Origin of the sequence: Actinomycetospora soli (genome assembly GCF_021026295.1) — a bacterium.
GTDB classification, from domain to species: domain Bacteria; phylum Actinomycetota; class Actinomycetes; order Mycobacteriales; family Pseudonocardiaceae; genus Actinomycetospora; species Actinomycetospora soli.
The window spans coordinates 226,201-248,581 of sequence record NZ_JAJNDA010000008.1 but is presented as its reverse complement, the minus strand read 5'-3'; the positions used below and the strand labels follow the sequence as shown (position 1 = coordinate 248,581).

The following is a 22,381-nucleotide window of genomic DNA, read 5'->3' as shown; positions in this document are numbered from 1 at the left end:
CACTCAGGGGCACGGAGCGCCCGCACCCGGGTGGGGGGCGCGGCGGGGACGGCGGCGTCGGTGGAGGTCATGTGCGGAGCTCGATCACGGTCTTGCCGATGCGGATCGGCGTGCCCGGGGGCACCTTGGTCGGTCCGGAGACCTTGTTGCGGTCGAGGTAGGTCCCGTTGGTGGACCCGAGGTCCTCGACGTACCAGTCGTCCCCGGACTGCGAGATGCGGGCGTGACGGGTCGACGCGTAGTCGTCGTCGAGCACGAGGGTCGAGTCGTCGGCGCGGCCGAGCATGATCGGCCGGCCGTCGAGCGCGATCCGCGTGCCGGCGAGCGCACCCGCCGTCACGATGAGCGCCTTCGGACCCGAGGAACGGCCCCCACCACGGCCCGGTTTCGTCGCCCCTCCCTTGGAGGGGCGTCGACCTGGCACCGCGGCCCGTAGCCCCGACGCGGCGTACAGGTCCGAACGCACGACCCGTAGCGCGGCGAAGACGAACAGCCAGAGCAGCGCGAGGAACGCCGCCCGGGTGAGCTGGAGGACGAGTTCGGGCACGAGGCGCGATCAGCCCTGCGCGCGGAACAGCAGCGCCGAGTGGCCGACCCGGATGGTGTCGCCGTCGGCGAGCTGCCAGGTCTGCACCGGGGTGCCGTTCACCGTGGTCCCGTTGGTGGACCCGAGGTCGGACAGGGTGGCCTGCTGGCCGTCCCAGCTGATCTCGAGGTGGCGGCGGGAGACGCCGGTGTCGGCGAGCCGGAACTGCGCGTCCTGGCCGCGGCCGATGACGTTCGCGCCCTGCACGAGCTGGTAGCTGCGGTTCGAGCCGTCGTCCAGCGTCAGCGTCGCGGTCATCTGGCGGGTCTGGACGCCGCCGTAGCCCTGCTGGCCGTACTGGTCGTAGCCGCCCTGCTGCTGGCCGTAGGGGTCGTAGCCCTGCTGGCCGTACTGGCCGCCGTACTGGTCGTAGCCCGGCTGGCCGGCGTAGCCCTGGGGCTGGCCGTAGCCCTGCTGCTGGCCGTAGGGGTCGTACCCCTGCTGCTGGCCGTAGCCCTGCTGCTGCCCGTAGGGGTCGTAGCCCTGGGGCTGGCCGTAGCCCTGCTGCTGGCCGTACGGGTCGTACCCCTGCTGCTGGCCGTACTGGTCGTAGCCCTGCTGCGGGTAGCCCTGCTGCTGCTGGCCGTACGGGTCCTGCCCGTAGCCCTGCTGCGGGTAGCCCTGCTGCGGGTAGCCCTGCTGCTGGCCGTACGGGTCCTGCCCGTAGCCCTGCTGCGGGTAGCCCTGCTGCTGGCCGTACGGGTCCTGCCCGTAGCCCTGCTGCTGCTGCGGGTGACCCTGCTGGCCGTAGCCGCGCTGGTCCTGCTCCTCCGGGTACCGACCGGGTGCCTGGCTCATGGGGTGCTCTCCTGCGGATCGGGGGCTCGCGGTCCGCTGCCGCGACGCGTCGGGGTCAACGGACGACTTGGTGCGGAACTGTCCCGTGTGCAGCGCGTCGGAACGCTCCAGAGAGACTACGACCTCACCGTATGTCTCCCACCCGCCCTCTGTGAGGTGCTCTTCCACGCAGTCGATCAGCGAGTGGGTGATGGTCTCTTCGTCCCCGGCCAACCGGTCGTGGTCGGCCGGGCTGAGCGCCACCGTGTAGTGATTGGGCGCCAGTTGGCGCCCACCGGCCAAGACTCGCACGTTGTCCTCCGCCTCCCGGCGGAGGGCCTGTGCGATCTCCTGGGGAACGACCTTGCCGCCGAAGACCCGCGCGAAGGTGTCACCCACCAGACCCTCGAGCTTGCGCTCGAAGCGCTGTGCGCGCCCCACCCGCGATCCCTCCTCCGGCTCGCTCGTCCGACCTCGTCGCCCCGCCGGAGTGTCGCCACACCGCGCGGGGCACCTCGATGGTATCGGTCGGGCAACGGCCTCCGTTGACCTCCTTCGGGGTGGGGTTCGGCGGGGGTGCTAGGGTTCCCCACGTCGATCACCGATCGGCACCACTCCGGGCGAGTGGCGGAATGGCAGACGCGCACGGTTCAGGTCCGTGTATCCGGAAGGATGTGGGGGTTCAACTCCCCCCTCGCCCACACACTCTCTCTCCCGACCGCTCTCCGGTCGTTGCGTGATCACCGCGCCTGGCAGGGTTGGACCCATGCCGCTCGCGCACAAGATCTGCGATCTCACCGGTCCCGGCATCACCGACCGCTTCGGCGTCGGCGGGACCGACCTCGGAGCCACGGTCCGCGCGCCGGACGGTCGTCTCGTCTCGGTGTTCGGCGACACGTTCGAGATCGCCGGCGTCGGCGGCCCGGGCTGGCGGTCCCCGGTGGTGCTCTTCGCCGACCCGGCGTCGGTGGACACGGGCCTGGCCTGGACCGGCTGCGCCGGGGAGGACGGGTACGCCCGGCAGGTCGTCGGCTACCGGCACAAGGGCCTGCGGCGGATGGGGACCTCGATGCTGTCGCTGCGCCGGATCTCCACCGTGCTGCCGACGGACATGATCACGCTCGGGGACGACGTCTGGCTGCACGTGATGGCCTGCCGCGAACTCGGGCACCCGCGGGCCACCGAGCTGCACCGCTCCCGTGACTCCGGCGTCACCTGGGAGCCCGCCGACGTCCGCTGGCCGGGCGACCACCAGGGCGGCCTGTTCCAGATGCTCACCTGGGAGACCGACGGCACCTGGGTCTACGCCTTCACGACGAGCTTCCAGCGGGCGCACGGGCTGCTCCTGCACCGCGTCCCCGTCGACCGCGTGGACGACCCCGCGGCCTGGGAGGGCTGGGGCTTCGACGGCACCGGCTGGGACTGGGGGCGCCCGCCGACCGAGGTGCTGCCCGGCGCGTTCGGCGAGATGTCCCTGCGCCGCGTCCCCGACGCGTCCGGGCGCGAGTGGTGGCTGCTCGTCGTCTTCGACGCCGGGAACTACCGGATCGACGCGCTGCTGCTCGACCACCCGACCGCGAACCTGCACACCGCCCCGCGCGCCACGGTCGTCGCCGGCGCCGGGTGGGGCGACGAGGACCACGCGGGCGGCCGCGTCGCGCAGCTCTACGGCGGCTACACGGTGCCGGGGTCGACGCTGGAGAACCTGCACCTCGTCGTCAGCCAGTGGAAGACCGACACCAACTGGCCGTACAAGGCGATGCAGTTCCGCACGGACCTGTCGGAGCTCGTGCCGCGCTCCTAGTGGTGCTCCCGACCGTGGGCCGAGCTAGCGACCGGTGCCGCTCCAGTCGGCGCCGGCGCCCTCGATGACGGGGGAGCGGCCGAGCAGGGGCCGCCACCAGGCCTCGTTGGCGCGGTACCAGGCGACGGTGTCGGCGATCCCGTCGGTCCACTCCACGGCCGGGGCCCAGCCGAGCTCGGTGCGCAGCTTGGTGGAGTCGAGCAGGTAGCGCCGGTCGTGGCTGGGCCGGTCCGGGACGATCGTCTTGAGTTCCGGGCCGAGGCCGAGGGCGCCGAGCACGGTGTCGGCGATGCCCTCGATGTCGACCTCGGTGCCGGAGCCGACGTTGTAGGTCTCCCCGACGCGGCCGTGGTGGATGACGCGGTCGATGGCGGTGGCGTGGTCGGAGACGTGCAGCCACTCGCGACGGTTCTTCGTGCTCGCGTAGAGCGGCAGCGGCTCGCCGGCCAGGGCCCGCGTCGTGAACAGCGGGATGACCTTCTCGGGGAACTGGAAGGGCCCGTAGTTGTTCGAGCAGTTGGTGATGGTGACCGGGACGTCGTAGGTCAGCCCGTAGGAGCGGACCACGTGGTCGCCGCCGGCCTTGGCGGCGTTGTACGGGGTGCGGGGCAGGTAGGGCGAGTCCTCGGTGAAGGCCTCGTCGGCGTCGAGGGAGAGGTCGCCGTAGACCTCGCAGGTCGAGATGTGGTGGAACCGGGACACCCCGACCCGGCGGACGGCCTCGAGCAGGCCCTGGGTGCCGGTGACGTTGGTGGCGAAGAAGTCGCCGGGGCGCAGGATCGCCAGCGAGTTGTGCGACTCGGCGGCGAAGTTCACGACCACGTCCACGGAGTGGGCGCGCAGCAGGTGCGCGACCAGGTCGGTGTTGCCGATCGAGCCGTGGACGAACTCCACGCCGTCGAGCAGCTCGCCGTCCGGGCCGTTCAGCGACTCCCGCACCCCGGCGTAGGTCAGGGCGTCGAGGGCGACGATCCGGTCGCCGGGGTGCACGGCGCGCCAGTAGCGGACGAAGTTCGACCCGATGAAACCGGCTGCACCGGTGACGAGGACGGTGGACACTCGGAACTCCTGCGGTCGGCACTTCGGGCGCCCCGAACCTAACGGACCGCGCCGCACGCCCGGTCGGGCCGGTGCGGCACCCTGGACTCCCACGACCACTGCGGACGACCCCCGAGGACGGCATGCACGACGCACGGACGTTGATCGAGCTCGGCGACGAGGCGGTCCGCCGCCTCGCGCGGCGCGGGTACACGCTGGACCTCGCGGGCCTCGAGGCGATGTCCGCACGCCGCAACTCCTCGATCTCGCGCGCCGACGACCTCCGCGCCGAGTCCAAGCGCGTCGCCGCCGAGGTCGGCCGCGTGGCCCGCGAGACGAAGGGCCAGGGCGAGGAGGTCGAGAAGCTCAAGACCCGCGCCCGGGAGATCAAGGAGGAGATCCGGGCCGCCGAGGTGGAGACCGAGGCGGCCGAGGAGGCGCTGCGCGAGGTCCTGCTCGCGATCCCGAACCTCCCCGACGACGAGACGCCGGACGGCGACTCGGACGCCGACGCCGTCGAGGTGCGCCGCTGGGGCACCCCGCCGGAGTTCGGGTTCGAGGTGCGCGACCACGTCGACCTCGGCGAGGCGATGGGCATCCTCGACTTCGGTCGTGCCGCCAAGCTCGCCGGCGCGCGGTTCAGCGTCGCCCGCGGGCCGGGGGCGGTCCTCGAGCGCGCGCTCGCCACTTTCTTCCTGACGATGCACACGGCGCGCCACGGCTACACCGAGTTCTCGGTGCCCTACCTCGTCACGCGCGAGACGATGACCGGCACGGGCCAGCTCCCCAAGTTCGAGGAGGACCTCTTCCGGACGGGGACCACGGACCGGAGCCTCTACCTCATCCCGACGGCGGAGGTCTCGCTCACCAACCTCCACGCCGACGAGATGCTCGACGCGGACGCGCTGCCGCTGGCCTACACCGCGCACACCCCGTGCTTCCGGTCGGAGGCGGGCAGCTACGGCCGGGACACCCGCGGGCTGCTGCGGCTGCACCAGTTCTCCAAGGTCGAGATGGTGCGCTTCTGCCGCGAGGAGGAGTCGGGCACCGAGCTCGAGCTGATGGTCTCGCACGCCGAGAACTGCCTGCAGGCGCTCGGGCTGGCCTACCGCGTGGTGCGCCTCGCGGCGGGCGACATGGGCTTCGCCGCCCGCACGACCTACGACCTCGAGGTCTGGCTGCCGAGCCAGGGGACCTTCCGCGAGATCTCGTCCTGCTCGGACTGCGGCACGTTCCAGTCGCGGCGGGCCGCGATCCGGGCGAAGGACGCGCAGGGCGGCCGCGCCCAGGTCGCGACCCTCAACGGGTCGGGGCTGCCGATCGGCCGGGCGCTCGCCGCCGTGCTCGAGCAGTTCCAGGCCGAGGACGGGTCGGTGACGATCCCCGAGGTCCTGCACCCCTACACCGGGTTCCGCCGGATCCTCGCCGACGGCACCACGGAGTAGGGCGGACTCAGCGGCGGACCGCCGCGAGCTGGGACGCCTGCCCGACCAGCCGGTCGGTGGTGTCCCAGACCTCGCACCGCTCGTGCATCCGGTCGCCCGCGAGGTGGTCGAGCCACTGCGTGACCCGCAGCGGGCCGGGCGCCGGCACGGCGTGCACGTGCGCGGTGAGCGACATCGTCGGCGACCAGCCGTAGAGGCCGAGGTCGAAGCAGGCCGGCGGCAGGATGTCCAGCGCCACGAGCAGGCCGACCGGGGACCAGGGCTCGCGGGTGTCGAGCTCGGCCCACCCGGTGAGTCGGCCCTCGCCCGTCGGACGTCCCTCGAGGAAGCCCGTGCACGCGGGGTCGAGGCGGGTGTCGACCACGCGCATGATCGGGAGCCCGCCGCGGCCGTCCTCGGTGGTCTCGGGGCGGCGCTCGCACGCGTCGAACGGCGTGACGGCGATCGGCGCGGGGGAGACGTCGCCCTCGCGCCCCGCGGGGTCGGGGGTGACGCCGAGCACCATGGCCGCCTCGACGCAGGGCCGGTCGTCCTGTCGCAGGAGCACCCGCACCTGGGTCGCGCCGCGACCGCGCCGGAGCACGGTGACCTCGACGTCGGCCGGACCGGGGTCCGGCGCGCGCAGGAAGGTGCCGGTGACGGCCTGCGGGAAGGCGTGCCGGTCGGTCGGCCCCGCGCTCTCGGGGGACAGCTCGTCGACCGCGGCCTGGGCGAGCACGGCCAGCAGGTAGCCGCCGTGCAGCTTGGGGCCGATGCCCCACTGCTCGTCGAGGACGAGCGTGCGGCGGCCCGCCTCCCCGGTCGGCGAGGAGGCGACCGCCTTCGCGAGGTCGAGCATCAGACCTGCGGGGGACGCGGGGCGTCGGGGTCGGGAGCCGTGTGGGTCGGCCGCGTGCCGTGCGGCGGCGTGGCGGTCCCGAGGTCCTGCGTCGGGGCGTCGCCCGGACGGGGGGCCTGCGGCGCGGTCGGGTCCTGCGGGGCGCCCGGCGCGGCGAAGCCGTCGGGCCCGGCCGGCGGTGCGGAGGCGGGCGGGGGCGGCGTGGGCGCGCCGCCGGGCGCCGGGTCGCCCGCGGCGGCGCCGGGTGCGGTCGGCTGCCCGGTGGCGGCGGGGCTGCCGGGGGTCGACCCCTGGTTCGCGACCCAGCCGACGCCCTCGTCGACCTTCGCCTGGGCCTTCCCGATCTGGTCGGTGTACTTGCCGCCGGTCTTCTCGTCGACCCAGCGGGCGGCCTTGCCCAGCACGCCCGTGATCGTGTCCTGGTTCTCGGACACCTTGGCGCTCACGGTGTCGCGCAGGTCGGACGCCATCTGCTTGCCCTGGCGGGCCAGCTCGTCGCGGTCCATGGGGATCCCCATCCGTTCGGGCGGTCACCGGCTCCGGACGTGCCGGCGACCCGGGCGTCGAGTCTAGCGAGGAGGACCGACGGGAACGTTCGGTCACGATCCGGTCACGCGCTGGTCATCACCGGGTCGCGAGGGGCCCGAGTGACGGGGTGCCGACACCGCCCGTGGACGGACACGGCACCATGGGACCCCGGGCGTCCGGCACACCCTCGTGCCCGGACGCGCTCGGAGCCGGGCCCACGACCCGGTCGGCGGTGACGACGAGGAGGCACGCGGGCGGTGAGTTCGACGGAGGCGGGACCCCCGTCCACCGTGGGTGCGGGCCGGTACACCCTCGGCGACCTCATCGGTCGCGGCGGTGCTGCGGAGGTCTACCGCGCCCGCGACGAGCTGCTCGGCCGCGACGTCGCCGTGAAGCTGTTCCCGGCCGGCGTCGGGGAGGCCGACGAGTCCCGCCGGCAGCGCGAGGTCCAGACGCTCGCCGGGATGAACCACCCCGGCCTCGTGACGATCTACGACGTCGGCGCCGAGGGCAGCCGCGCGTACTTCGTCATGCAGCTCATCGAGGGCGAGTCGCTCGCCGACCGGATCCGCACCGGTCCGCTGCGTCCCGGCGACGTCGTCGCGCTGGGGGCCGCGCTCGGCGACGCGCTCACCTACGTGCACCGCCACGGCGTCGTGCACCGGGACATCAAGCCCGGCAACGTGCTGCTCGACACCGAGGGTCGGCCGCACCTGTCGGACTTCGGCATCGCCGTCCTCGCGGACGCCACCAACATCACCGCCACCGGCATGGTGATCGGCACCGCGTCGTACCTCTCGCCCGAGCAGGTCCGCGGCCAGCCGGTCGGGCCGGCCTCCGACGTCTACGCGCTCGGCCTGGTGCTGCTCGAGTGCATCACGGCGCGCCGCGAGTACCCCGGCAACGCACTCGAGGCGGCCGTGGCCCGGCTGCACCGCCCGCCGGACGTGCCCACCGACCTGCCGCCCGCCCTGTACGGCCTGCTGGTGGCGATGACGCGGGACGAGCCCGCCGAGCGGCCCACCACGGAGCAGGTGGTCGGCGAGCTGCGCACGATCTCCCGCGAGGTCGGCATGGACGCGGAGACGGTGCTCGCGCCGTCCCCGACGACCGGCGCCACCTACGCGATGGGCCCGCCCATGGCCCCGCCCGGGACCGGCGCCACGTACGCCATGAACCAGGGCGCGCCCCCCGGGTACGACCCGTACGGCGCCACCCAGCGCGTCGGCACCCCGCCCGGCGGCTACCCGCCCTACGGCTACCCCGGCGCGGACGGCCGCACCGCCGTCGTCGGCCCGGGCACCATGACCGGCGGCCCCTACGCGCCCGAGGAGCAGCGGCGCGGTGGGAAGGCTCCGCTGATCGCGGCGATCGTCGCGGTGCTGCTCGTCGCGGCGGGCGTGGGCACGTACCTGCTGGTCAACAGCGGCTCCACCGAGGTACCCGCCCCGGCCCCGACGTCGATCCCGGCGCCGGTGGAGACCACCACGACGACCACCACGCAGGAGGAGACGACCACCCGTCGCCGCACCACCACGACGGTGCCGCCGACGACCACGGTCGCTCCCCCGCCGGTGACGACGACCGTCGTCCCGCCGCCGGTGACGACGACCGAGGCGCCGTCGACCGTCGCGCCCTCGAGCTCCGTCGACCCGAACGGTCCGGCCGGTCTCCTCCAGAGGCAGAGCGGCGCCGAACGCGGTCAGGACGCGACCGGCGGCTGATCCGCCTTAACCCCAAGATCTGGACGAGCGGAGCGATGTGATCGCTCAGCGACCACATCGCGCGGCTCGATGAGATCTTGGGCGGGTGACTGGCCGCTCCGCCCCGGCCCGCCGCCGGGACGGGGCGCCTGGTGCCTGCGCCAGACGCGAAGGGCTGCGTTCGCGGTCGGCAGCTGGTCCGGCCAGCCCCAAGATCTGGACGAGCGGAGCGATGTGATCGCTCAGCGACCACATCGCGCGGCTCGACGAGATCTTGGGCGGGTGACTGGCCGCCCCGCCCCGGCCCGCCGTCGGGCCGGGCCTACTGGTGCATCCGCCGGAAGAGCGGCGCACGCCCGGCCGGCTGCTCGACGAGACCGGTCTGCGGGACCGGCGGGACGTCGAGGGTGACGGGCTCGTCGACGGCGAGGGTGAAGTCCTCGTCGTGGTGGCGGAGGTCGACGGGCTCGGAGGAGGTCGCCGACATCCCGGCGGGCGCGTGACCGTTCGCGGGCGCCTCGAGGGTGTACGTCGCCTGCCCGTGGCCGATCTCGACGTGCAGCGAGCGGCCCCGCCAGAGCACCCGGAAGCGCAGCCCGGACACCGCGGAGGGCAGACGCGGGGCGAAGGTCAGCGTCCCGTTGTGCGAGCGCATGCCGCCGAGGCCCTGGATGATCGCGGTCCAGGAGCTGGCGGTGGCCGCGAGGTGGATGCCGTCGCGGACGTTGTTCTCCAGGTCGGCGAGGTCCATCTGGACCGACTCGCACAGGTAGTCGTAGGCCAGGTCGAGGTGACCGGTCTCGGCGGCCATCACCGCGAGCGTGCCCGGCGAGAGCGACGAGTCGCGGACGGTGATGCGCTCGTAGTAGGCGAAGTTGGCGACCTTCTGCTCCGGCGTGAAGGCGTCGGGGCACTGGACCATGGCGAGCACGAGGTCGGGCTGCTTGACGACCTGCTTGCGGTACAGGTCGAAGTACGGGTAGTTCAGCAGCAGCGGGTAGTTCTCCTCGGGCGTGTTCTCGAAGTTCCAGAACGCGTGCGAGGTGAAGCCCTCGGCCTGCTGGTGCACGCCGAGCTTCTCGTCGAACGGGATGACCATGGCGGACGCGGCGGACCGCCAGCTCGCGATCTCCTCGCTGTGCACGCCGAGCCGCTCGGCCTCGCGGGGGTGGCGGACGCACACGTCGGCGGCGCCGCGCAGGTTCCGCTGCGCCATGAGGTTCGTGTAGACGTTGTTGTCCGCGATCGAGGAGTACTCGTCGGGCCCGGTGACGCCGTCGATCCGGAAGTTCGACGCCGAGTCGTGGTGGCCGAGCGAGCGCCAGAGCCGGGCGGTGGCGACGAGCAGGTCGACGCCGATCTCCCGCTCGAAGTCGGTGTCGGCGGTCGCCGAGACGTAGCGCAGCACGGCGTCGGCGATGTCCGCGTTCACGTGGAACGCGGCGGTGCCGGCGGGCCAGTAGCCCGAGCACTCCTCGCCCCGGATCGTGCGCCAGGCGAACGCGGCGCCCTCGAGCCCGAGGGTGGCGGCGTGGGCGGTCGCGATGTCGAGGGTGGAGTGCCGCCAGCGCAGCGCGTCCGCCGCGACCCGCGGGTTGGTGTGCATGAAGACCGGGAGCACGAAGGTCTCGCAGTCCCAGAAGCTGTGGCCGTCGTAGCCCTGGCCGGTGAGGCCCTTGGCGCCGATCGCCCGCTTCTCCGCGCGGGCCCCGGCCTGCAGCACGTGGAAGAGCGAGAAGCGGATGGCCTGCTGGAGGCGGGGGTCGCCGTCGATCTCGATGTCGGCGCGCGCCCAGAACGCGTCCAGGTACTCCCGCTGCGCGCTGACCAGGCCGTCCCAGCCGGTGTAGAGCGACGCGTCGAGCGCGGCCTCGACCTGGTCGACGATCGCGGGCTGGGAGCGGGTGCTCGACCAGCCGTAGGCCAGGTACTTGACGATGCGCAGCGACTGCCCGGGCTTGAGGCGGCAGATCACGGTGGTGCGCCCGACGTTCTTCGAGCAGGAGCTCTCCACCTGCACGTCGTCGGGCCCGAAGACCTGGTGCTCCATCGCGGCGCCGACGCGCAGCTCCGAGCGCTTGGTCTGGTGGGTCATCCGCGCGCCGTAGGTGGAGTGCGAGTTGTGCTCCGGCGCGAGCGGCTTGGTCAGCGCGGCGGCGACGCGGGGGTCGCCGGTGATCTCGGGCATCTGCTCGTTGGCGAACAGCTCGGACTGGACGACCAGCAGGGCGTCGCTGCCGGAGTCCTCCGGGATGGAGACCTCGTAGGAGATCGCCGCGACCGCCCGCTGCGAGAAGCTGACCAGCCGCTGCGAGGTGACGTCGACGCGCTGCCCGTTCGGCGAGGTCCACTCGACGTGCCGGGTGAGGATGCCGCTGCGCATGTCGAGCGTGCGCTGGTGGTCGTGGACCTGCCCGTAGCGGACGTCGAGCGGCTCGTCGTCGACCAGCAGCCGGATCAGCTTGCCGTTCGGCACGTTGACCAGCGTCTGGTTCTCCTCCGGGAACCCGAACCCGCCCTCGGCGTGCGGCATCGGCCGCGACTCGAAGAAGGAGTTGAGGTACGTCCCGGGCATCCGGTGCGGCTCGCCCTCGTCGAGGTTCCCGCGCATCCCGACGTGGCCGTTGGCCAGCGCGAACAGCGACTCCGTCTGGCCGAGGAGGTCGACGTCGAGCTCGGGCTCGTGCACGCACCAGGGGTCGACCGTGAACACGTTCGAGATCACCCCGGGACTGTAACCATTCCGAAGAGGCCGCGGCCCGGTGCCTTTCCGCGATGATGAGCACCATGGCGGCTCTCGGCTCCGTGCACCGCGCCCTGCGCGTGCTCGAGGTCGTGGCCGACGCCGGCGACGGGATCACCGCCAAGGCGGTCGCCCGGCGTCTGGAGTACAACCTCTCGACCACCTACCACCTGCTCACGAGCCTGGTGGAGGACGGCTACCTGGTCCGGCTGGAGCCCGCGCGCGGGTTCGGGCTCGGCCCCAAGCTGCCCGCGCTGCACGACCGGCTGCGCTCCCAGCTCCCGATCCCGCCCGGTCTCGGCGCGACGCTGCGCGAGGCGCACGCCCGAGCGGGCGCGGCGGTGCTCTACGCGGCCTACCGCGACGCCGACGTGGTCGTGGTCGACGTCGACGACTGCCCCGCCCACCCCGTTCCCACGATCTCGACGTGGCGCGGCGCGCTGCACGCGACCGCCGTCGGCAAGCTGCTGCTCGCGGACCTCTCGCCCCCGCGGCTCACCGAGGTCCTCGCCCGCGACGGCCAGCGCCGCCACGCACACCGGACGATCCTCGACGTCGACGAGCTCGACTGGGAACTCGACCAGGTCCGTCGTCGGGATCTCGCGCTCGACCGCAGCGAGTTCCAGGAACGGCTGGCGTGCATGGCGGCGCCGGTCCGCCGTCCCCGTCCCGACGGCGGGCGGGGCGAGCTGGTCGGGGCGGTCTCGGTCGCGGTCCCGGTGGTCCCCGCCGGTGGCCCGGGCAGCATCTTCGACCGGCGGGCCCGGATGGAGGACGCGGTGCGCGGCGCGGCGGCGCGGGCCGCGTCGGCGTTCGAGGACGACATTTCCGTCAGGTGGGACCGGGGCTGATCACACCGCGCGGATGCGGTGAGGTGTTCGCATGTCCGCACGTGACCTCGCTCCGTTCCGCGCCGACCACGTCGGCAGCCTCCTGCGACCCCCGGCCCTGCTCGAGGCCCGCGGCGCGCACGCCGAGGGGCGGCTCGACGACGCCGGGCTGCGCGCCGCCGAGGACGAGGCGATCCGCGACGTCGTCGCGATGCAGGAGTCGGTCGGCCTCCGGGCGGCCACCGACGGCGAGTTCCGCCGCTCCTCCTGGCACATGGACTTCCTCTACCAGCTCGACGGGGTGTCCTCGTCGAAGGACTCGTCGGTGGAGGTGGCCTTCCGCAACGCGTCCGGGGACCTGACGTTCGCGGCGATGTCGCTGGTGATCGACCAGCGGATCGGGCTGTCGACGACGATCTTCGGCGACGCGTTCTCGATGCTGGCCTCGGCGGTGACCACCGCCGTGCCGAAGCTGACGATCCCCTCGCCGTCGATGCTGCACTACCGCCTCGGCGGCGCCCCGGTGCACGAGGGATCGCCCTACTCCGAGCCGGACGAGTTCTGGGCCGACCTCGCGGCCGCGTACGCCGCCGAGGTGGCGCGGCTCTACGAGGCCGGCGTGCGCTACCTGCAGCTCGACGACACCTCGCTCGCGTACCTGAACGACCCGGCCCAGCGCGAGTCGATGGCGGCCCGCGGCGAGGACGCCGACCACATGCACGAGCGCTACGTCGACACGATCAACCTCGCGCTGCGCGACCGGCCGTCGGACCTGCGCGTGACGACCCACATGTGCCGCGGCAACTACCGCTCCTCCTGGGCGGCCGAGGGCGGGTACGACCACGTCGCCGAGAAGGTCTTCGGCGGCCTCGAGATCGACGGCTTCTTCTGCGAGTATGACGACGCCCGCTCCGGCGACTTCTCGCCGCTGCGCTACCTGCCGCGCGGCGACCAGCAGATCGTCCTGGGGCTCGTGACGACGAAGACGGGCGAGCTGGAGTCGGCCGACGAGCTCAAGCGCCGCATCGAGGAGGCGACCAAGTACGTGCCGCTCGAGCAGCTCTGCCTCTCCCCGCAGTGCGGCTTCTCCTCGACCGTGGAGGGCAACGCGCTCTCCTACGACCAGGAGGTCGCGAAGCTGGAGCTGGTCGTCTCGGTGGCGCAGGACGTGTGGGGCTGAGCCTCGGCTCCTCCTGCGCGCCCACCCCTGCCGCGACGGACGAACGGGCCGTCCATCACGCACGATCGTGATGGACGGCCCGTTCGTCGTGGACGTGCGGTCGGTCAGACCCCGTAGCGCGCCGCGAGCTGGCCGCGGCAGATGCTGGTGTTCGCGTCCACGCCGACCTGATAGCTGCGTGCCTTGCGCAGGTGCAGCGGCAGGGCGTCCACCCCGACGGTGCGGCCGGTCGGGTCGACCACCAGCGGGTCGGTGTCCTCGGACGGGATCCCCAGTTCGCGACGACGGGCGCGCAGCCGGCGCAGGTCGTCCGAGGCCGGGGCCTCGCCGAGGGTCATCGCGGCGACCTGCTCCGGGGTCACGCCCTCCCGCATCAGCGGGCGGACGACGAGGTCGGTGCCGGCCATGAGGGCCCGCTCGGTGAAGGTCCGGCGCAGCTCGTCGAGCTCCGCCACCGCCTCACCGACCTCGGTGCCGGCCATGGAGGACACGAAGCCCGCCCGGGCGGCCACGCCGGCGTTGATCGCGTCGGAGGCGAAGTGGTCGATGAGGACCACGTCGGCCCGCGAGACCCCGTCGGCGGCCGAGACCACGTCGTGGGCGTCGGCGACCATGAGGAACGCGAAGTTCGGGGCACAGAAGTAGGTGGGCAGGCGCAGCGAGACGTGCGCGACACCGTGCTCCGAGACCTCGACGGAGGCGACGAAGTCCAACGAGACCACGTCGGTGTCGAGCTCGGGGTCGCGCACCGCACGCAGCGCCTCCCACACCCGGGCCGTCGTCCCCAGCGAGGACGCAGCCGCGGCGTCGTTGCTGTTGGAGCCGAGGACCCGGGTGTCGGAGAGCACCGTCATGCCTGGGCCACCTCCCGGTTGACCAGCTCCGCGTCGTCCTGCGCGGCCGGGGTGTCGGCGGAGAGCTGCAGCTCGGCCGGGACCGGGATGTCGTAGAGCTTGGCGGCGTTGAGGCCGAGGATCTTCTTCTTGCCGTCGACGCCCAGGCGCGGGTAGTCGTCGTAGTCGTGGCCCTCGGGGTAGTCCCAGTCCACGAGGCCCTCGACCTGCCAGCGGGGCTCCCAGATGGCGTAGTCGGAGCCGAAGGTCATCTTGTCCTCGCCGACCCAGAACAGCAGCTCGCCCATGACCTTGGCGAAGAAGCGCGGGCGGGCGTGCATGAGGCCGCCGAGCACGACCGAGAGGCCGGCGTAGACGTTGGGCTCCTGCGTCGCCATGAAGCAGAAGTCCTCGATGCGCGGCAGGCCCACGTGCTCGACGATGAAGTTCAGGCCCTGGAACGTGGTGGCGGCCTTGTCGACGTCCGAGACGTCGAAGGCGTCCTTGTCCAGCGGCCAGATCGTCGGGCCCTTGTGGATGTGGATGTTGCGGATGCCGAGCTCCTGCGCGCGCTCCAGGAACTTGTAGCACTCCGGGTCGGAGAGCTTGAAGCCGCGCGAGTCGCCGTTCCACTCCGCGGTGTAGAGCTTCGCGCCGAGCGGCTTCCACTCCTCGACGTTGCGCTCGAACTCGCGCATGCCGGCCTCGCCGTCACGCGGGTCGAAGCGCGTGTTGAGGCGGAACTTGTCGGGGTGGTTGCGCAGCAGCTGGCCGTTGCGCTCGGTGGTGTTGAAGCCCTCCGTGTACCACTCCTTGAGGTACGTCGGCTGCGCGATGGCGACGTCGACGTGGCCGTCCTCGAAGAGGTCCTTCATGAGGTCGGCCTCGGAGTACTTCTGGAAGTGCTCGATCGACCAGTGGGTCTCGGCCGGGCCGAGCGACTGGTAGGCGTGGAAGCACTCGATCCAGCCCTTGGCGTACTGCTCGGCGCCCGGCACCCAGTTCTCGGGCGAGGCGTCCCAGTAGTGCATGTGGGAGTCGACGACGAAGTACTTCTCGCCATTCTTCTCGTACACGGAGTTCCTCCTTCGGGCATGGCGGTGCCACGCCGTGTGTGGTGGTGGAGAGAGAGCCGGAGAATCAGGGGACGAGGATCGCCCGGCCGCGGACCTTGCCCGCGTCGAGGTCGTGCAGGGCGTCCAACGCCTGGTCGAGGCGGTACTGGACGGTGTGGAGGGTGACCTTCCCGGCCTGCGCGAGGACCATCAGTTCCGCGAGGTCGTTGTAGGTCCCGACGATGTTGCCGATGACGTTCTTCTCGCCGGCGACGAAATCGAGGGTGGGGGCGGTGAACTGGCCGCCGTAGCCCAGGACGAAGCAGTAGCCGGCCGGCCCGGTCATGGCCCAGGCGTCGATCTCGGCGCCCTGCTCGGCGACGAAGTCGAAGACCACGGTCGCGCCGCCACCGGTCAGGTCCTGCACGGCCTGGACGTGGTCTCCGTCGGCCAGGACCGTCTCGTCGGCTCCGATGGTCTTCGCGAGCTCGAGCGCCGCGGGGTTCTTGTCGACGACGATGATCTTCGTGGCGGTGAGCGCCGCGAGCGACTGGATGCCGATGTGGCCCAGCCCGCCCGCACCCTGCACGACGGCGGTGGTGCCGGGGTAGAGGTACGGCACGGCCTTGCGCACGGCGTGGTAGGCGGTGATGCCGGCGTCGGCGAGGGCCGCGACGTCCGCGGGGTTGGTCGAGGGGTCGAGCTTGACGCAGGCCCGCGCGGTGGTGCGCAGGTACTCGGCCATCCCGCCGTCGTTGTTCGACAGGCCCGGGAAGAAGGCGTCCCCGGTGCACTGCATGTCCCGGCCGGCCCGGCACGCCAGGCAGAGCCCGCACGAGGGCTGCGGGTGCAGGATGACGGTGTCGCCGACCTTGACGTTGGTGACCGCGTCCCCGATCTCGTGCACCCACCCGGCGTTCTCGTGGCCGATCACGTACGGGAGCGCCGGGTCCTGGATGTCCTTCCAGTCCCCGTTGACGATGTGCAGGTCGGTACGGCAGACCCCGGCACCGCCGATCTTGACGATGACGTCGAGCGGGCCCTGGAGCTTCGGCTCGGCGATGTCGTCGATCGACGGGTCCTGCTGGTACTGGTGCACCCGCACGGCCTTCACGGCAGAGTCCTCCAAGCGACGGTGGTGGGAGGCGCGTCGGAGAACCGAAACCCGTCCGCGATGTGGGCCTCGTCGCTCCTCGCGCAGCGGTGTCCATCACACGAAAGAACTCGATTGCGCGCAAGAGCCGGGATTCCACGGAGAGCCGAAACGGACAAAACGGGCGGGCCGCGTGATGCGTGGGCCGTCCGGGTAGGCCGTTGACATGCGCGTCGTGATCGCCGGAGGCCACGGGAAGATCGCCCTGCTGCTCGCCGAGCAGCTCACCGAGCGGGGTGACAGCCCGGTCGCGTTGATCCGCAACCCGGACCACGCCGACGAGGTCCGGGCCGCCGGGGCGGAGCCGGTGCAGGTCGACCTCGAGGCCGTCACGGCGGACGAGCTCGCGACGGATCTCGCCGGCGCGGACGCGGTCGTCTTCGCCGCCGGGGCGGGGCCGAACAGCGGTGCCGAGCGCAAGCGGACGGTGGACCGCGACGCCGCCCTCCTGCTCGCCGACGCCGCGGCGCGCGCCGGGGTGCGGCGCTACCTGCAGGTGTCGTCGATGGGTGCCGCGACCCCGCCGTCGGAGGCCGAGGACGACTCCGTGTGGGGCGCCTACCTGCGCGCGAAGTCCGAGGCGGAGCAGGGCGTCCGCGACCGGGACGACCTCGACGTCACGATCCTGCGGCCGGGCATCCTCACCGACGAGCCCGCGACCGGACGGGTCCGGCTGTCCGAGGACCAGGTCGGGCACGAGGAGGTCACGCGGGCGGACGTCGCCGCCACGCTCATCGCGCTGCTGGAGGCACCCGCGACGATCGGACGGACCCTCGAGCTGATCAACGGCACCGAGCCGCTCGGCAGCGCGGTCGACGACCTCGGCGGACGCACCGGACCGTCGGTCCACGGCGGCTAGCCCGACGCGATCAGTCCCCGCCCGATCAGCCAGCGCCGCGCCACGTCGCGCGGGTCGCGACCGTCGACCTCGACCTCCCGGACCATCCCGCGCATCGCCGGCCCGTCCAGCCGGGTCGTGATCTCGCGCAGCACGTCGGCGAGGGCGGGGTGGCCGGCGAGGACCCCGGCGCGCAGCATCGGCGCGTACCCGCGCGAGCCGGGCGGCCCGTCGTCGAGGACCCGCCGGTCGTCGTCGCGGACGACGAGCCCGAGCGCCGGGACGCGGCCCGAGGAGCCGGGGACGAGCCCGGCCGGGCAGCGGCCGGTCGCCACCCCGGCGAGCACCGCGTTCACGTCCGGCACGACGACGGGTGGCGCGAGGCCGTAGGCGGCGCCCAACGCGGCCGTGCCGGGCGCCGTCGCGCTGCCCGGGTCCGATTCCGGCGCGGCGCAGGGCGCGGTCCCGGCGAGCGCGCCGATCGGGCCGGGCCCGCGGGCCACGACGACGTCGGTGTCGGTGAACGCGGTCGGCGGCAGCCAGACGATGCCGCGGGCGGCGTCCGCGGCGCGCACCGCGGCGAGGTCGGGGGCGGGCACGGCCGGGGTGCCCGCCGGGTCGGGCACGCCGTCGGGGCCGAGGGTGCGCAGCGAGGCCCACCCGGTGTCGACGTCGGTCAGCTCGGCCGGGGCGTGCACGTCGACCCCGCCGTCCTTGCCGCACTCGTCGGTGGCCTCGCCCGAGGCGGCCTGGACCGCGGCGATCGTGAGCTGGCACAGCAGGCGCAGCTCGGTGGTGGGCCCGCCGCCGACCACGTAGCTGCCGCCCCGCAGGTCCTGGCGGGCGAGGAGCCCGCCGTCCGCGTCGGCGGAGCGCAGCGGGGTGTTGCCGCAACCCGCCGTCAGGAACGCGACCAGGAGGGCGAGGACGACGAGGGCTCGCACCCGCGCATCATCGCAACCGCCTCCGGCTCAGCCGATGAGCCCCTGCTCGCGCAGGAACGTGCGCGCGACGTCGTCGGGGGAGCGGCGGCCGACCGAGATGCGCGCGTTGAGCTCCCGCATCACCTGGTCGGTCAGCATCGGCGCGAGCCGCTCCCCGAGCAGGGCGAGGCGCGGGGCGCGGGTGAGGACGTCGGTCCGCACGGTGAGTGCGGCCTGGTAGGGCAGGAAGTAGCCGAGGTCGTCGTTCAGGGTGTTGATCCGCAGCGTGTTGAGGCGGCCGTCGGTGGCGAAGACCTCGCCGAACACGCACGGGCTCCCCGCGGCGACCGCCGGGTAGATGCCGTTGATCTCGAGGGTGTTCAGCCCGCCGTCGGGGAACTGGAAGTCGTAGGCGCGCAGCAGCCCGACGAGACCGTCCTCGCGGCCGGTGAACTCCTGGTCGATGCACAGGGAGGCGTCGGGCGAGCCCGAGCGGGCGAGCCGCGCGAGGTCGGAGATGGACCGCGTGCCGAGGCGCTGGGCGTTCGCCGACGTCACACCGATCGCGTAGGTGTTGTCGAACGGCGCCTGGCGCAGCCAGCTCACGCCGTTGGCGGCGTCGGCGACCTGGACGGCCTCGTAGAGGTCGCGCGGGTCGGTGAGCTGGGCCTCCTGGCGCAGGTAGGTCCGCCAGGCGGTGCCGGTGTACTCCCAGTACATGTCGATCGCGCCGCTGGTGAGTGCCGAGCGGACGTTCTCCGAGCCCTTGGTGTCGCAGCGCTGGACGACGGTGGCGCCCGCGGACTGCAGCAGGGCGATGGTCATGCGGCACAGCAGGAGCTGCTCGTCGAACTCCTTGGAGCCGACGACGTAGGTCTGGCCGGTCAGGTCGACGTCGCGGGCGAAGCTGCCCGGCGGCGTCGCCCGGCCCGTCTCGGTGGTGCACCCGGCGAGCAGCGCGGAGGTGAGCAGCGTGACCAGCACGGCCACCACGCCTCGGTGCATCGGCTCGCCCCCCGGGCTCTCTCGACGACGGGTCCCGACGGCGGATCCGGCGGGTGTGCAGCGACGACGGCGGGGAGGCCCGGCGAACCGGACCTCCCCGCCGTCGTTCCCGGCGACCTACGACTGGCCGATGAGGCCCTGCTGCTGGAGCCAGGTCCGGGCCACCTGCGTGGGGTCCTGCCCCTGCGAGGAGATCTGGCCGTTGAGGCCCAGCATGGTGTTGTAGTCGAGGCGCTTGGCGATCTCGTTCGAGACCTGCACGACCCCCGGCGCCCGCGCCACCACGTCACCGCGGATGGTGTTGGACGCGTTGTAGATCGGGAAGAAGTTCTTGTCGTCGGGCAGCGCGACCAGGTTCAGACCTGGGATGCGGCCGTCGGTGGTGAACACCTCGCCGAACTTGCAGGGGTTGCCGTTGGCGGTCGCCTGGTAGACGACGCCGGTGTCGAGCGTGGTGACGGCCGGCGGCGCGTTGTACGGGCGGTTCACGCCGTAGGTGCGCAGCAGGTTCGGGAGGCCGTCGTCACGGCCGGCGAACTCGGGCTCCACGCAGAGCGTGGCGTTCGGGTTCCCGGAGTTGATGAAGTTGGCCCAGTCCGTCGTCGTGCGGATGTTGTTCTGGTCCGCGAACGCCTTCGTGGTGGCGATGGCGTACGTGTTGTTGAACGGGGTCGGCTCGGTCCAGACGATGTTGTTCTGCTGCTTGTCGAGGTTGGCCGTCGCCTCGTACTGCTGACGCGGGTCCTTGATGACCTGCGACTGCTTGAGGTCGGTGATCCAGCCCGTACCGGTGTAGGACCAGTACATGTCGATCTGACCGCTGGTCAGCGCGGCGCGCGTCGCGGCCGACCCCTGGATGCCGCAGCGGTTGTTGACCGTGGCACCGACCGACTGCAGCGCGAGGACCTGCGCCTGGCACAGGAAGAGCTGCTCGTCGAAGTCCTTGCCGCCGACCGTGATGGTCTGGCCCTGCAGGTTGATGCCGCTGGCCGAGAGGCTGCCCCCGGTCGCGGCCGGCTGGCCGCTCCCGGACAGACCGCCGCAGCCCGCGGCGAGGAGGGCGGTGGCGGCCAGCGTCACCGCGCCGGCCCGCCATCCGCGCAGGCGGCCCGTGCCGCCCCGAAGCTTCCACTGCACTGGACGTGTCTCCTTCACTCGATGACTGATCGATGACTGCGACGGACGTCCCGGACGGCTCCCTCGGGAGCGTCCGGGACCGTGCTGTCCGGTCGTTAACCCGACCGGGCGACGATGGCTCGCTCGGCGACGCCGGCCAGCCAGTCGACGAGGAGAGCGACCGCGGCGATGATCGCGCCGCTGACGAACAGCAGGTTGATGCGGTTGAGCCGCAGCGCCTGCTGCACGAGCTCGCCCAGACCGCCGGCGCCGATGTAGGTGGCCAGGGTGGCCGTGCCAACGTTGAGGACGAGCGCCACCCGCAGACCGGCCACGATGACCGGCACGGCGAGGGGGATCTCGACGCTGAAGAGGGTCTGGCGCGCGGACATCCCCATGCCGCGGGCCGCCTCGATCAGCGACTGGTCGACCTGCTGGAGGCCGACCACGGTGTTGCGCAGCACCGGGAGCAGTGCCGCGAGGGTGAGGCCGATGACCGCGCTGCGGACGCCGAACTCCCAGAACCCGAGCAGCAGCAGCACGCCGAACGGCGGCAGCGCCTGGGCGAAGCCGCCCAGCGCGAGCACCGCGCCCTGGATGCGCCGCGCGCCCGGCCGACTCAGCACGATGCCGAGCGGCACCGCGATGACGAGCACGAGCACCGTCGAGTAGACGGTCAGCAGCAGGTGCTGACCGAGCTGGCCGAACACGTTGGCCGGCTCGAGCGCCCGCTCCTCGATGGTGTCGAGGGTCTGGCTGCCGACGTAGGCCACCATGACGATGAGGCCGATGACGACGATGATCGGCGCGACCAGGAGGTCGTAGTTCGCCTTGATCGTCCCGAGGAAGCCGCGCGACTCCCCGCCGCCGGTGTGCTGCTGGGCCGGGGTGGGGACGCCCGGCTGCAGGTCGACCGCCGTCACGCGCCACGCTCCCGCGTCTTGAGGCCCGCCACGAGGTCGTTCCAGTGCAGGACGCCCTGGGGCAGCCCCTCCTCGTCCACGACCGCGACCAGCGAGGCCGAGCCGTCGAGCATGACGTCGACCGCGTCGTACACCGTTCCCGAGAGCGGGACGGTCACGAGCGTGGTGCCGGCGGCGTCGCGGTCGGGCAGGTGGCGCCAGGCCACCGGGCGGCCGGAGCCGTCGACCTCGGCGACCGGGGTGCCGTTGCGGTTGCCGACCGCCTTCTCCTCGGTCTCGATCGGGTGCAGCTCGAGGCGGGAGAGCTCGAGCAGCGACAGGCGCCGCACGGCCGCGCCGCCGCCGACGAAGTCGGACACGAAGTCGTCGGCCGGGCTGGTGAGCACGGTGTCGGGGCTGTCGTACTGCGCGAGGCGGCCACCGGTGCCGAACACGGCGATCCGGTCGCCGAGCTTCACGGCCTCCTGCAGGTCGTGCGTGACGAAGCAGATCGTCTTGCCGACCGTGCGCTGGATCTCCAGGAACTCGTCCTGGAGGCGGTCGCGGGTGATCGGGTCGATGGCGCCGAAGGGCTCGTCCATGAGCATCACGGGCGGGTCGGCGGCGAGCGCACGGGCGACGCCGACGCGCTGCTGCTGACCACCGGAGAGCTGCCGCGGGTAGCGGTCGCGGTAGGTCGACGGCTCGAGGCCCACGAGGTGGAGCAGCTCGTCCGCGCGCTCCTTGATCCGGTTCTTGTCCCAGCCGAGCATCTTCGGGACGACGCCGATGTTGTCGGCGATCGAGTAGTGCGGGAAGAGCCCGCCCTGCTGGATGACGTAGCCGATCTTGCGGCGCAGCTGGTCACCGTTGACGTCGGTGACGTCGTCGCCGTCGAGGATGATGCGGCCGCCCGTGGGCTCGATGAGCCGGTTCATCATCTTGAGGGTCGTCGTCTTGCCGCAACCGGAGGGGCCGATGAGCATGACGATCTCCCCGCGGGGGATGGCCATGTCGAGGCGTTCGACCGCCGGGGAGCTGGAGCCGGGATAGATCTTCTCGACGGCTTCCAGGACGATCATGT

20 protein-coding genes and 1 tRNA gene are annotated in these 22,381 nt (G+C 72.6%); 7 read left to right on the top strand and 14 right to left on the bottom strand.

From position 1 onward, the window contains the following. Positions 1-67: 67 nt before the first annotated feature. Positions 68-547, bottom strand: a complete 480-nt coding sequence (locus LN037_RS15605; protein WP_230754163.1) for an FHA domain-containing protein FhaB/FipA — start codon at positions 545-547, stop codon at positions 68-70. Positions 548-556: 9 nt separating this feature from the next. Beyond that, the gene (locus LN037_RS15600) at positions 557-1,804 is read right to left on the bottom strand and encodes an FHA domain-containing protein (RefSeq protein WP_230754161.1); all 1,248 of its coding nucleotides are present in this window, start codon (positions 1,802-1,804) and stop codon (positions 557-559) included. A gap of 177 nt (positions 1,805-1,981) precedes the next feature. Here LN037_RS15600 and LN037_RS15595 point away from each other — a divergent pair. Together LN037_RS15595 and LN037_RS15590 are read left to right on the top strand one after the other, a co-directional pair. Continuing rightward, positions 1,982-2,064: transfer RNA gene (locus tag LN037_RS15595), tRNA-Leu, on the top strand. 65 nt (positions 2,065-2,129) lie between these two features. Next, complete coding sequence (locus tag LN037_RS15590) at positions 2,130-3,167, top strand: glycoside hydrolase family 183 protein (protein WP_230754159.1); 1,038 nt, start codon at positions 2,130-2,132, stop codon at positions 3,165-3,167. A 24-nt stretch (positions 3,168-3,191) separates the two neighbouring features. Here LN037_RS15590 and rfbB read toward each other — a convergent pair whose 3' ends face one another. Continuing rightward, positions 3,192-4,226 (bottom strand): dTDP-glucose 4,6-dehydratase, encoded by a 1,035-nt coding sequence (gene rfbB, locus LN037_RS15585; RefSeq protein WP_230754158.1) that lies wholly within the window; start codon positions 4,224-4,226, stop codon positions 3,192-3,194. A 122-nt stretch (positions 4,227-4,348) separates the two neighbouring features. Here rfbB and serS point away from each other — a divergent pair, with 122 nt between their 5' ends. Continuing rightward, positions 4,349-5,650: a serine--tRNA ligase gene (gene serS, locus LN037_RS15580; RefSeq protein WP_230754156.1), complete on the top strand. Its 1,302-nt coding sequence runs from the start codon at positions 4,349-4,351 to the stop codon at positions 5,648-5,650. 7 nt (positions 5,651-5,657) lie between these two features. Here serS and LN037_RS15575 read toward each other — a convergent pair whose 3' ends face one another. Then, positions 5,658-6,488 (bottom strand): thioesterase family protein, encoded by an 831-nt coding sequence (locus LN037_RS15575; RefSeq protein ID WP_230754154.1) that lies wholly within the window; start codon positions 6,486-6,488, stop codon positions 5,658-5,660. Further along, the gene (locus LN037_RS15570) at positions 6,488-6,994 is read right to left on the bottom strand and encodes an antitoxin (protein WP_230754152.1); all 507 of its coding nucleotides are present in this window, start codon (positions 6,992-6,994) and stop codon (positions 6,488-6,490) included. The genes LN037_RS15575 and LN037_RS15570 overlap by 1 nt, the downstream gene beginning before the upstream one ends. A 279-nt stretch (positions 6,995-7,273) precedes the next feature. On the opposite strand from LN037_RS15570, the gene LN037_RS15565 reads away from it, so the two are divergent. Continuing rightward, positions 7,274-8,740 (top strand): serine/threonine-protein kinase, encoded by a 1,467-nt coding sequence (locus tag LN037_RS15565; RefSeq protein WP_230754150.1) that lies wholly within the window; start codon positions 7,274-7,276, stop codon positions 8,738-8,740. A gap of 301 nt (positions 8,741-9,041) precedes the next feature. On the opposite strand, the gene LN037_RS15560 is transcribed toward LN037_RS15565, so the two are convergent. Beyond that, complete coding sequence (locus LN037_RS15560; protein WP_230754148.1) at positions 9,042-11,444, bottom strand: glycoside hydrolase family 65 protein; 2,403 nt, start codon at positions 11,442-11,444, stop codon at positions 9,042-9,044. Between the two features lie 62 nt (positions 11,445-11,506). Between LN037_RS15560 and LN037_RS15555 the strand changes: the two genes are divergently transcribed. Continuing rightward, positions 11,507-12,313: an IclR family transcriptional regulator gene (locus LN037_RS15555; protein ID WP_230754146.1), complete on the top strand. Its 807-nt coding sequence runs from the start codon at positions 11,507-11,509 to the stop codon at positions 12,311-12,313. Between the two features lie 31 nt (positions 12,314-12,344). Next, positions 12,345-13,472, top strand: a complete 1,128-nt coding sequence (locus LN037_RS15550) for a 5-methyltetrahydropteroyltriglutamate--homocysteine S-methyltransferase (RefSeq protein ID WP_230754145.1) — start codon at positions 12,345-12,347, stop codon at positions 13,470-13,472. 104 nt (positions 13,473-13,576) lie between these two features. Here the strand turns inward: LN037_RS15550 and LN037_RS15545 are convergent, their stop codons facing one another. The 3 genes from LN037_RS15545 to LN037_RS15535 all read right to left on the bottom strand — a co-directional run bounded on the left by LN037_RS15545 (position 13,577) and on the right by LN037_RS15535 (position 16,474). After that, complete coding sequence (locus LN037_RS15545) at positions 13,577-14,326, bottom strand: metal-sulfur cluster assembly factor (RefSeq protein WP_230754143.1); 750 nt, start codon at positions 14,324-14,326, stop codon at positions 13,577-13,579. After that, the gene (locus LN037_RS15540; protein WP_230754140.1) at positions 14,323-15,381 is read right to left on the bottom strand and encodes an amidohydrolase family protein; all 1,059 of its coding nucleotides are present in this window, start codon (positions 15,379-15,381) and stop codon (positions 14,323-14,325) included. Before LN037_RS15540 ends, LN037_RS15545 begins: the two co-directional genes overlap by 4 nt. Before the next feature lie 64 nt (positions 15,382-15,445). Next, positions 15,446-16,474: an NAD(P)-dependent alcohol dehydrogenase gene (locus LN037_RS15535; RefSeq protein ID WP_230754138.1), complete on the bottom strand. Its 1,029-nt coding sequence runs from the start codon at positions 16,472-16,474 to the stop codon at positions 15,446-15,448. Positions 16,475-16,679: 205 nt separating this feature from the next. Between LN037_RS15535 and LN037_RS15530 the strand changes: the two genes are divergently transcribed. Continuing rightward, positions 16,680-17,372 carry an SDR family oxidoreductase gene (locus LN037_RS15530; RefSeq protein ID WP_230754136.1) on the top strand — a complete coding sequence of 231 codons (693 nt, stop codon included), beginning with the start codon at positions 16,680-16,682 and terminating at the stop codon, positions 17,370-17,372. Here the strand turns inward: LN037_RS15530 and LN037_RS33650 are convergent. The 5 genes from LN037_RS33650 to LN037_RS15505 form a co-directional block, all read right to left on the bottom strand. Continuing rightward, positions 17,369-18,295: a glycine betaine ABC transporter substrate-binding protein gene (locus LN037_RS33650; RefSeq protein ID WP_230754135.1), complete on the bottom strand. Its 927-nt coding sequence runs from the start codon at positions 18,293-18,295 to the stop codon at positions 17,369-17,371. The genes LN037_RS15530 and LN037_RS33650 overlap by 4 nt on opposite strands. 27 nt (positions 18,296-18,322) lie before the next feature. Then, a complete protein-coding gene (locus LN037_RS15520; RefSeq protein WP_230754133.1) occupies positions 18,323-19,279 on the bottom strand; it encodes a glycine betaine ABC transporter substrate-binding protein in 957 nt (318 codons plus the stop codon). 117 nt (positions 19,280-19,396) lie between these two features. Beyond that, positions 19,397-20,416: a glycine betaine ABC transporter substrate-binding protein gene (locus tag LN037_RS15515; RefSeq protein WP_230754131.1), complete on the bottom strand. Its 1,020-nt coding sequence runs from the start codon at positions 20,414-20,416 to the stop codon at positions 19,397-19,399. A gap of 95 nt (positions 20,417-20,511) precedes the next feature. Next, entirely contained in the window at positions 20,512-21,318 is an 807-nt protein-coding gene (locus LN037_RS15510; RefSeq protein ID WP_230754129.1) for an ABC transporter permease, read from the bottom strand. Further along, on the bottom strand, positions 21,315-22,379 hold the full coding sequence (locus LN037_RS15505) for an ABC transporter ATP-binding protein (protein WP_255694252.1): 1,065 nt from the start codon (positions 22,377-22,379) through the stop codon (positions 21,315-21,317). The genes LN037_RS15510 and LN037_RS15505 overlap by 4 nt, the downstream gene beginning before the upstream one ends. Positions 22,380-22,381: the final 2 nt, after the last annotated feature.

Bases quoted from the DNA above. Each gene is read 5' to 3' on its own strand.
- LN037_RS15590 (WP_230754159.1), top strand. From the start codon at position 2,130: ATGCCGCTCGCGCACAAGATCTGCGATCTCACCGGTCCCGGCATCACC.
- serS (WP_230754156.1), top strand. From the start codon at position 4,349: ATGCACGACGCACGGACGTTGATCGAGCTCGGCGACGAGGCGGTCCGC.
- LN037_RS15575 (WP_230754154.1), bottom strand. From the start codon at position 6,488: ATGCTCGACCTCGCGAAGGCGGTCGCCTCCTCGCCGACCGGGGAGGCG.
- LN037_RS15570 (WP_230754152.1), bottom strand. From the start codon at position 6,994: ATGGACCGCGACGAGCTGGCCCGCCAGGGCAAGCAGATGGCGTCCGAC.
- LN037_RS15555 (WP_230754146.1), top strand. From the start codon at position 11,507: ATGGCGGCTCTCGGCTCCGTGCACCGCGCCCTGCGCGTGCTCGAGGTC.
- LN037_RS15550 (WP_230754145.1), top strand. From the start codon at position 12,345: ATGTCCGCACGTGACCTCGCTCCGTTCCGCGCCGACCACGTCGGCAGC.
- LN037_RS15545 (WP_230754143.1), bottom strand. From the start codon at position 14,326: ATGACGGTGCTCTCCGACACCCGGGTCCTCGGCTCCAACAGCAACGAC.
- LN037_RS15530 (WP_230754136.1), top strand. From the start codon at position 16,680: ATGCGCGTCGTGATCGCCGGAGGCCACGGGAAGATCGCCCTGCTGCTC.
- LN037_RS15520 (WP_230754133.1), bottom strand. From the start codon at position 19,279: ATGCACCGAGGCGTGGTGGCCGTGCTGGTCACGCTGCTCACCTCCGCG.
- LN037_RS15505 (WP_255694252.1), bottom strand. From the start codon at position 22,379: ATGATCGTCCTGGAAGCCGTCGAGAAGATCTATCCCGGCTCCAGCTCC.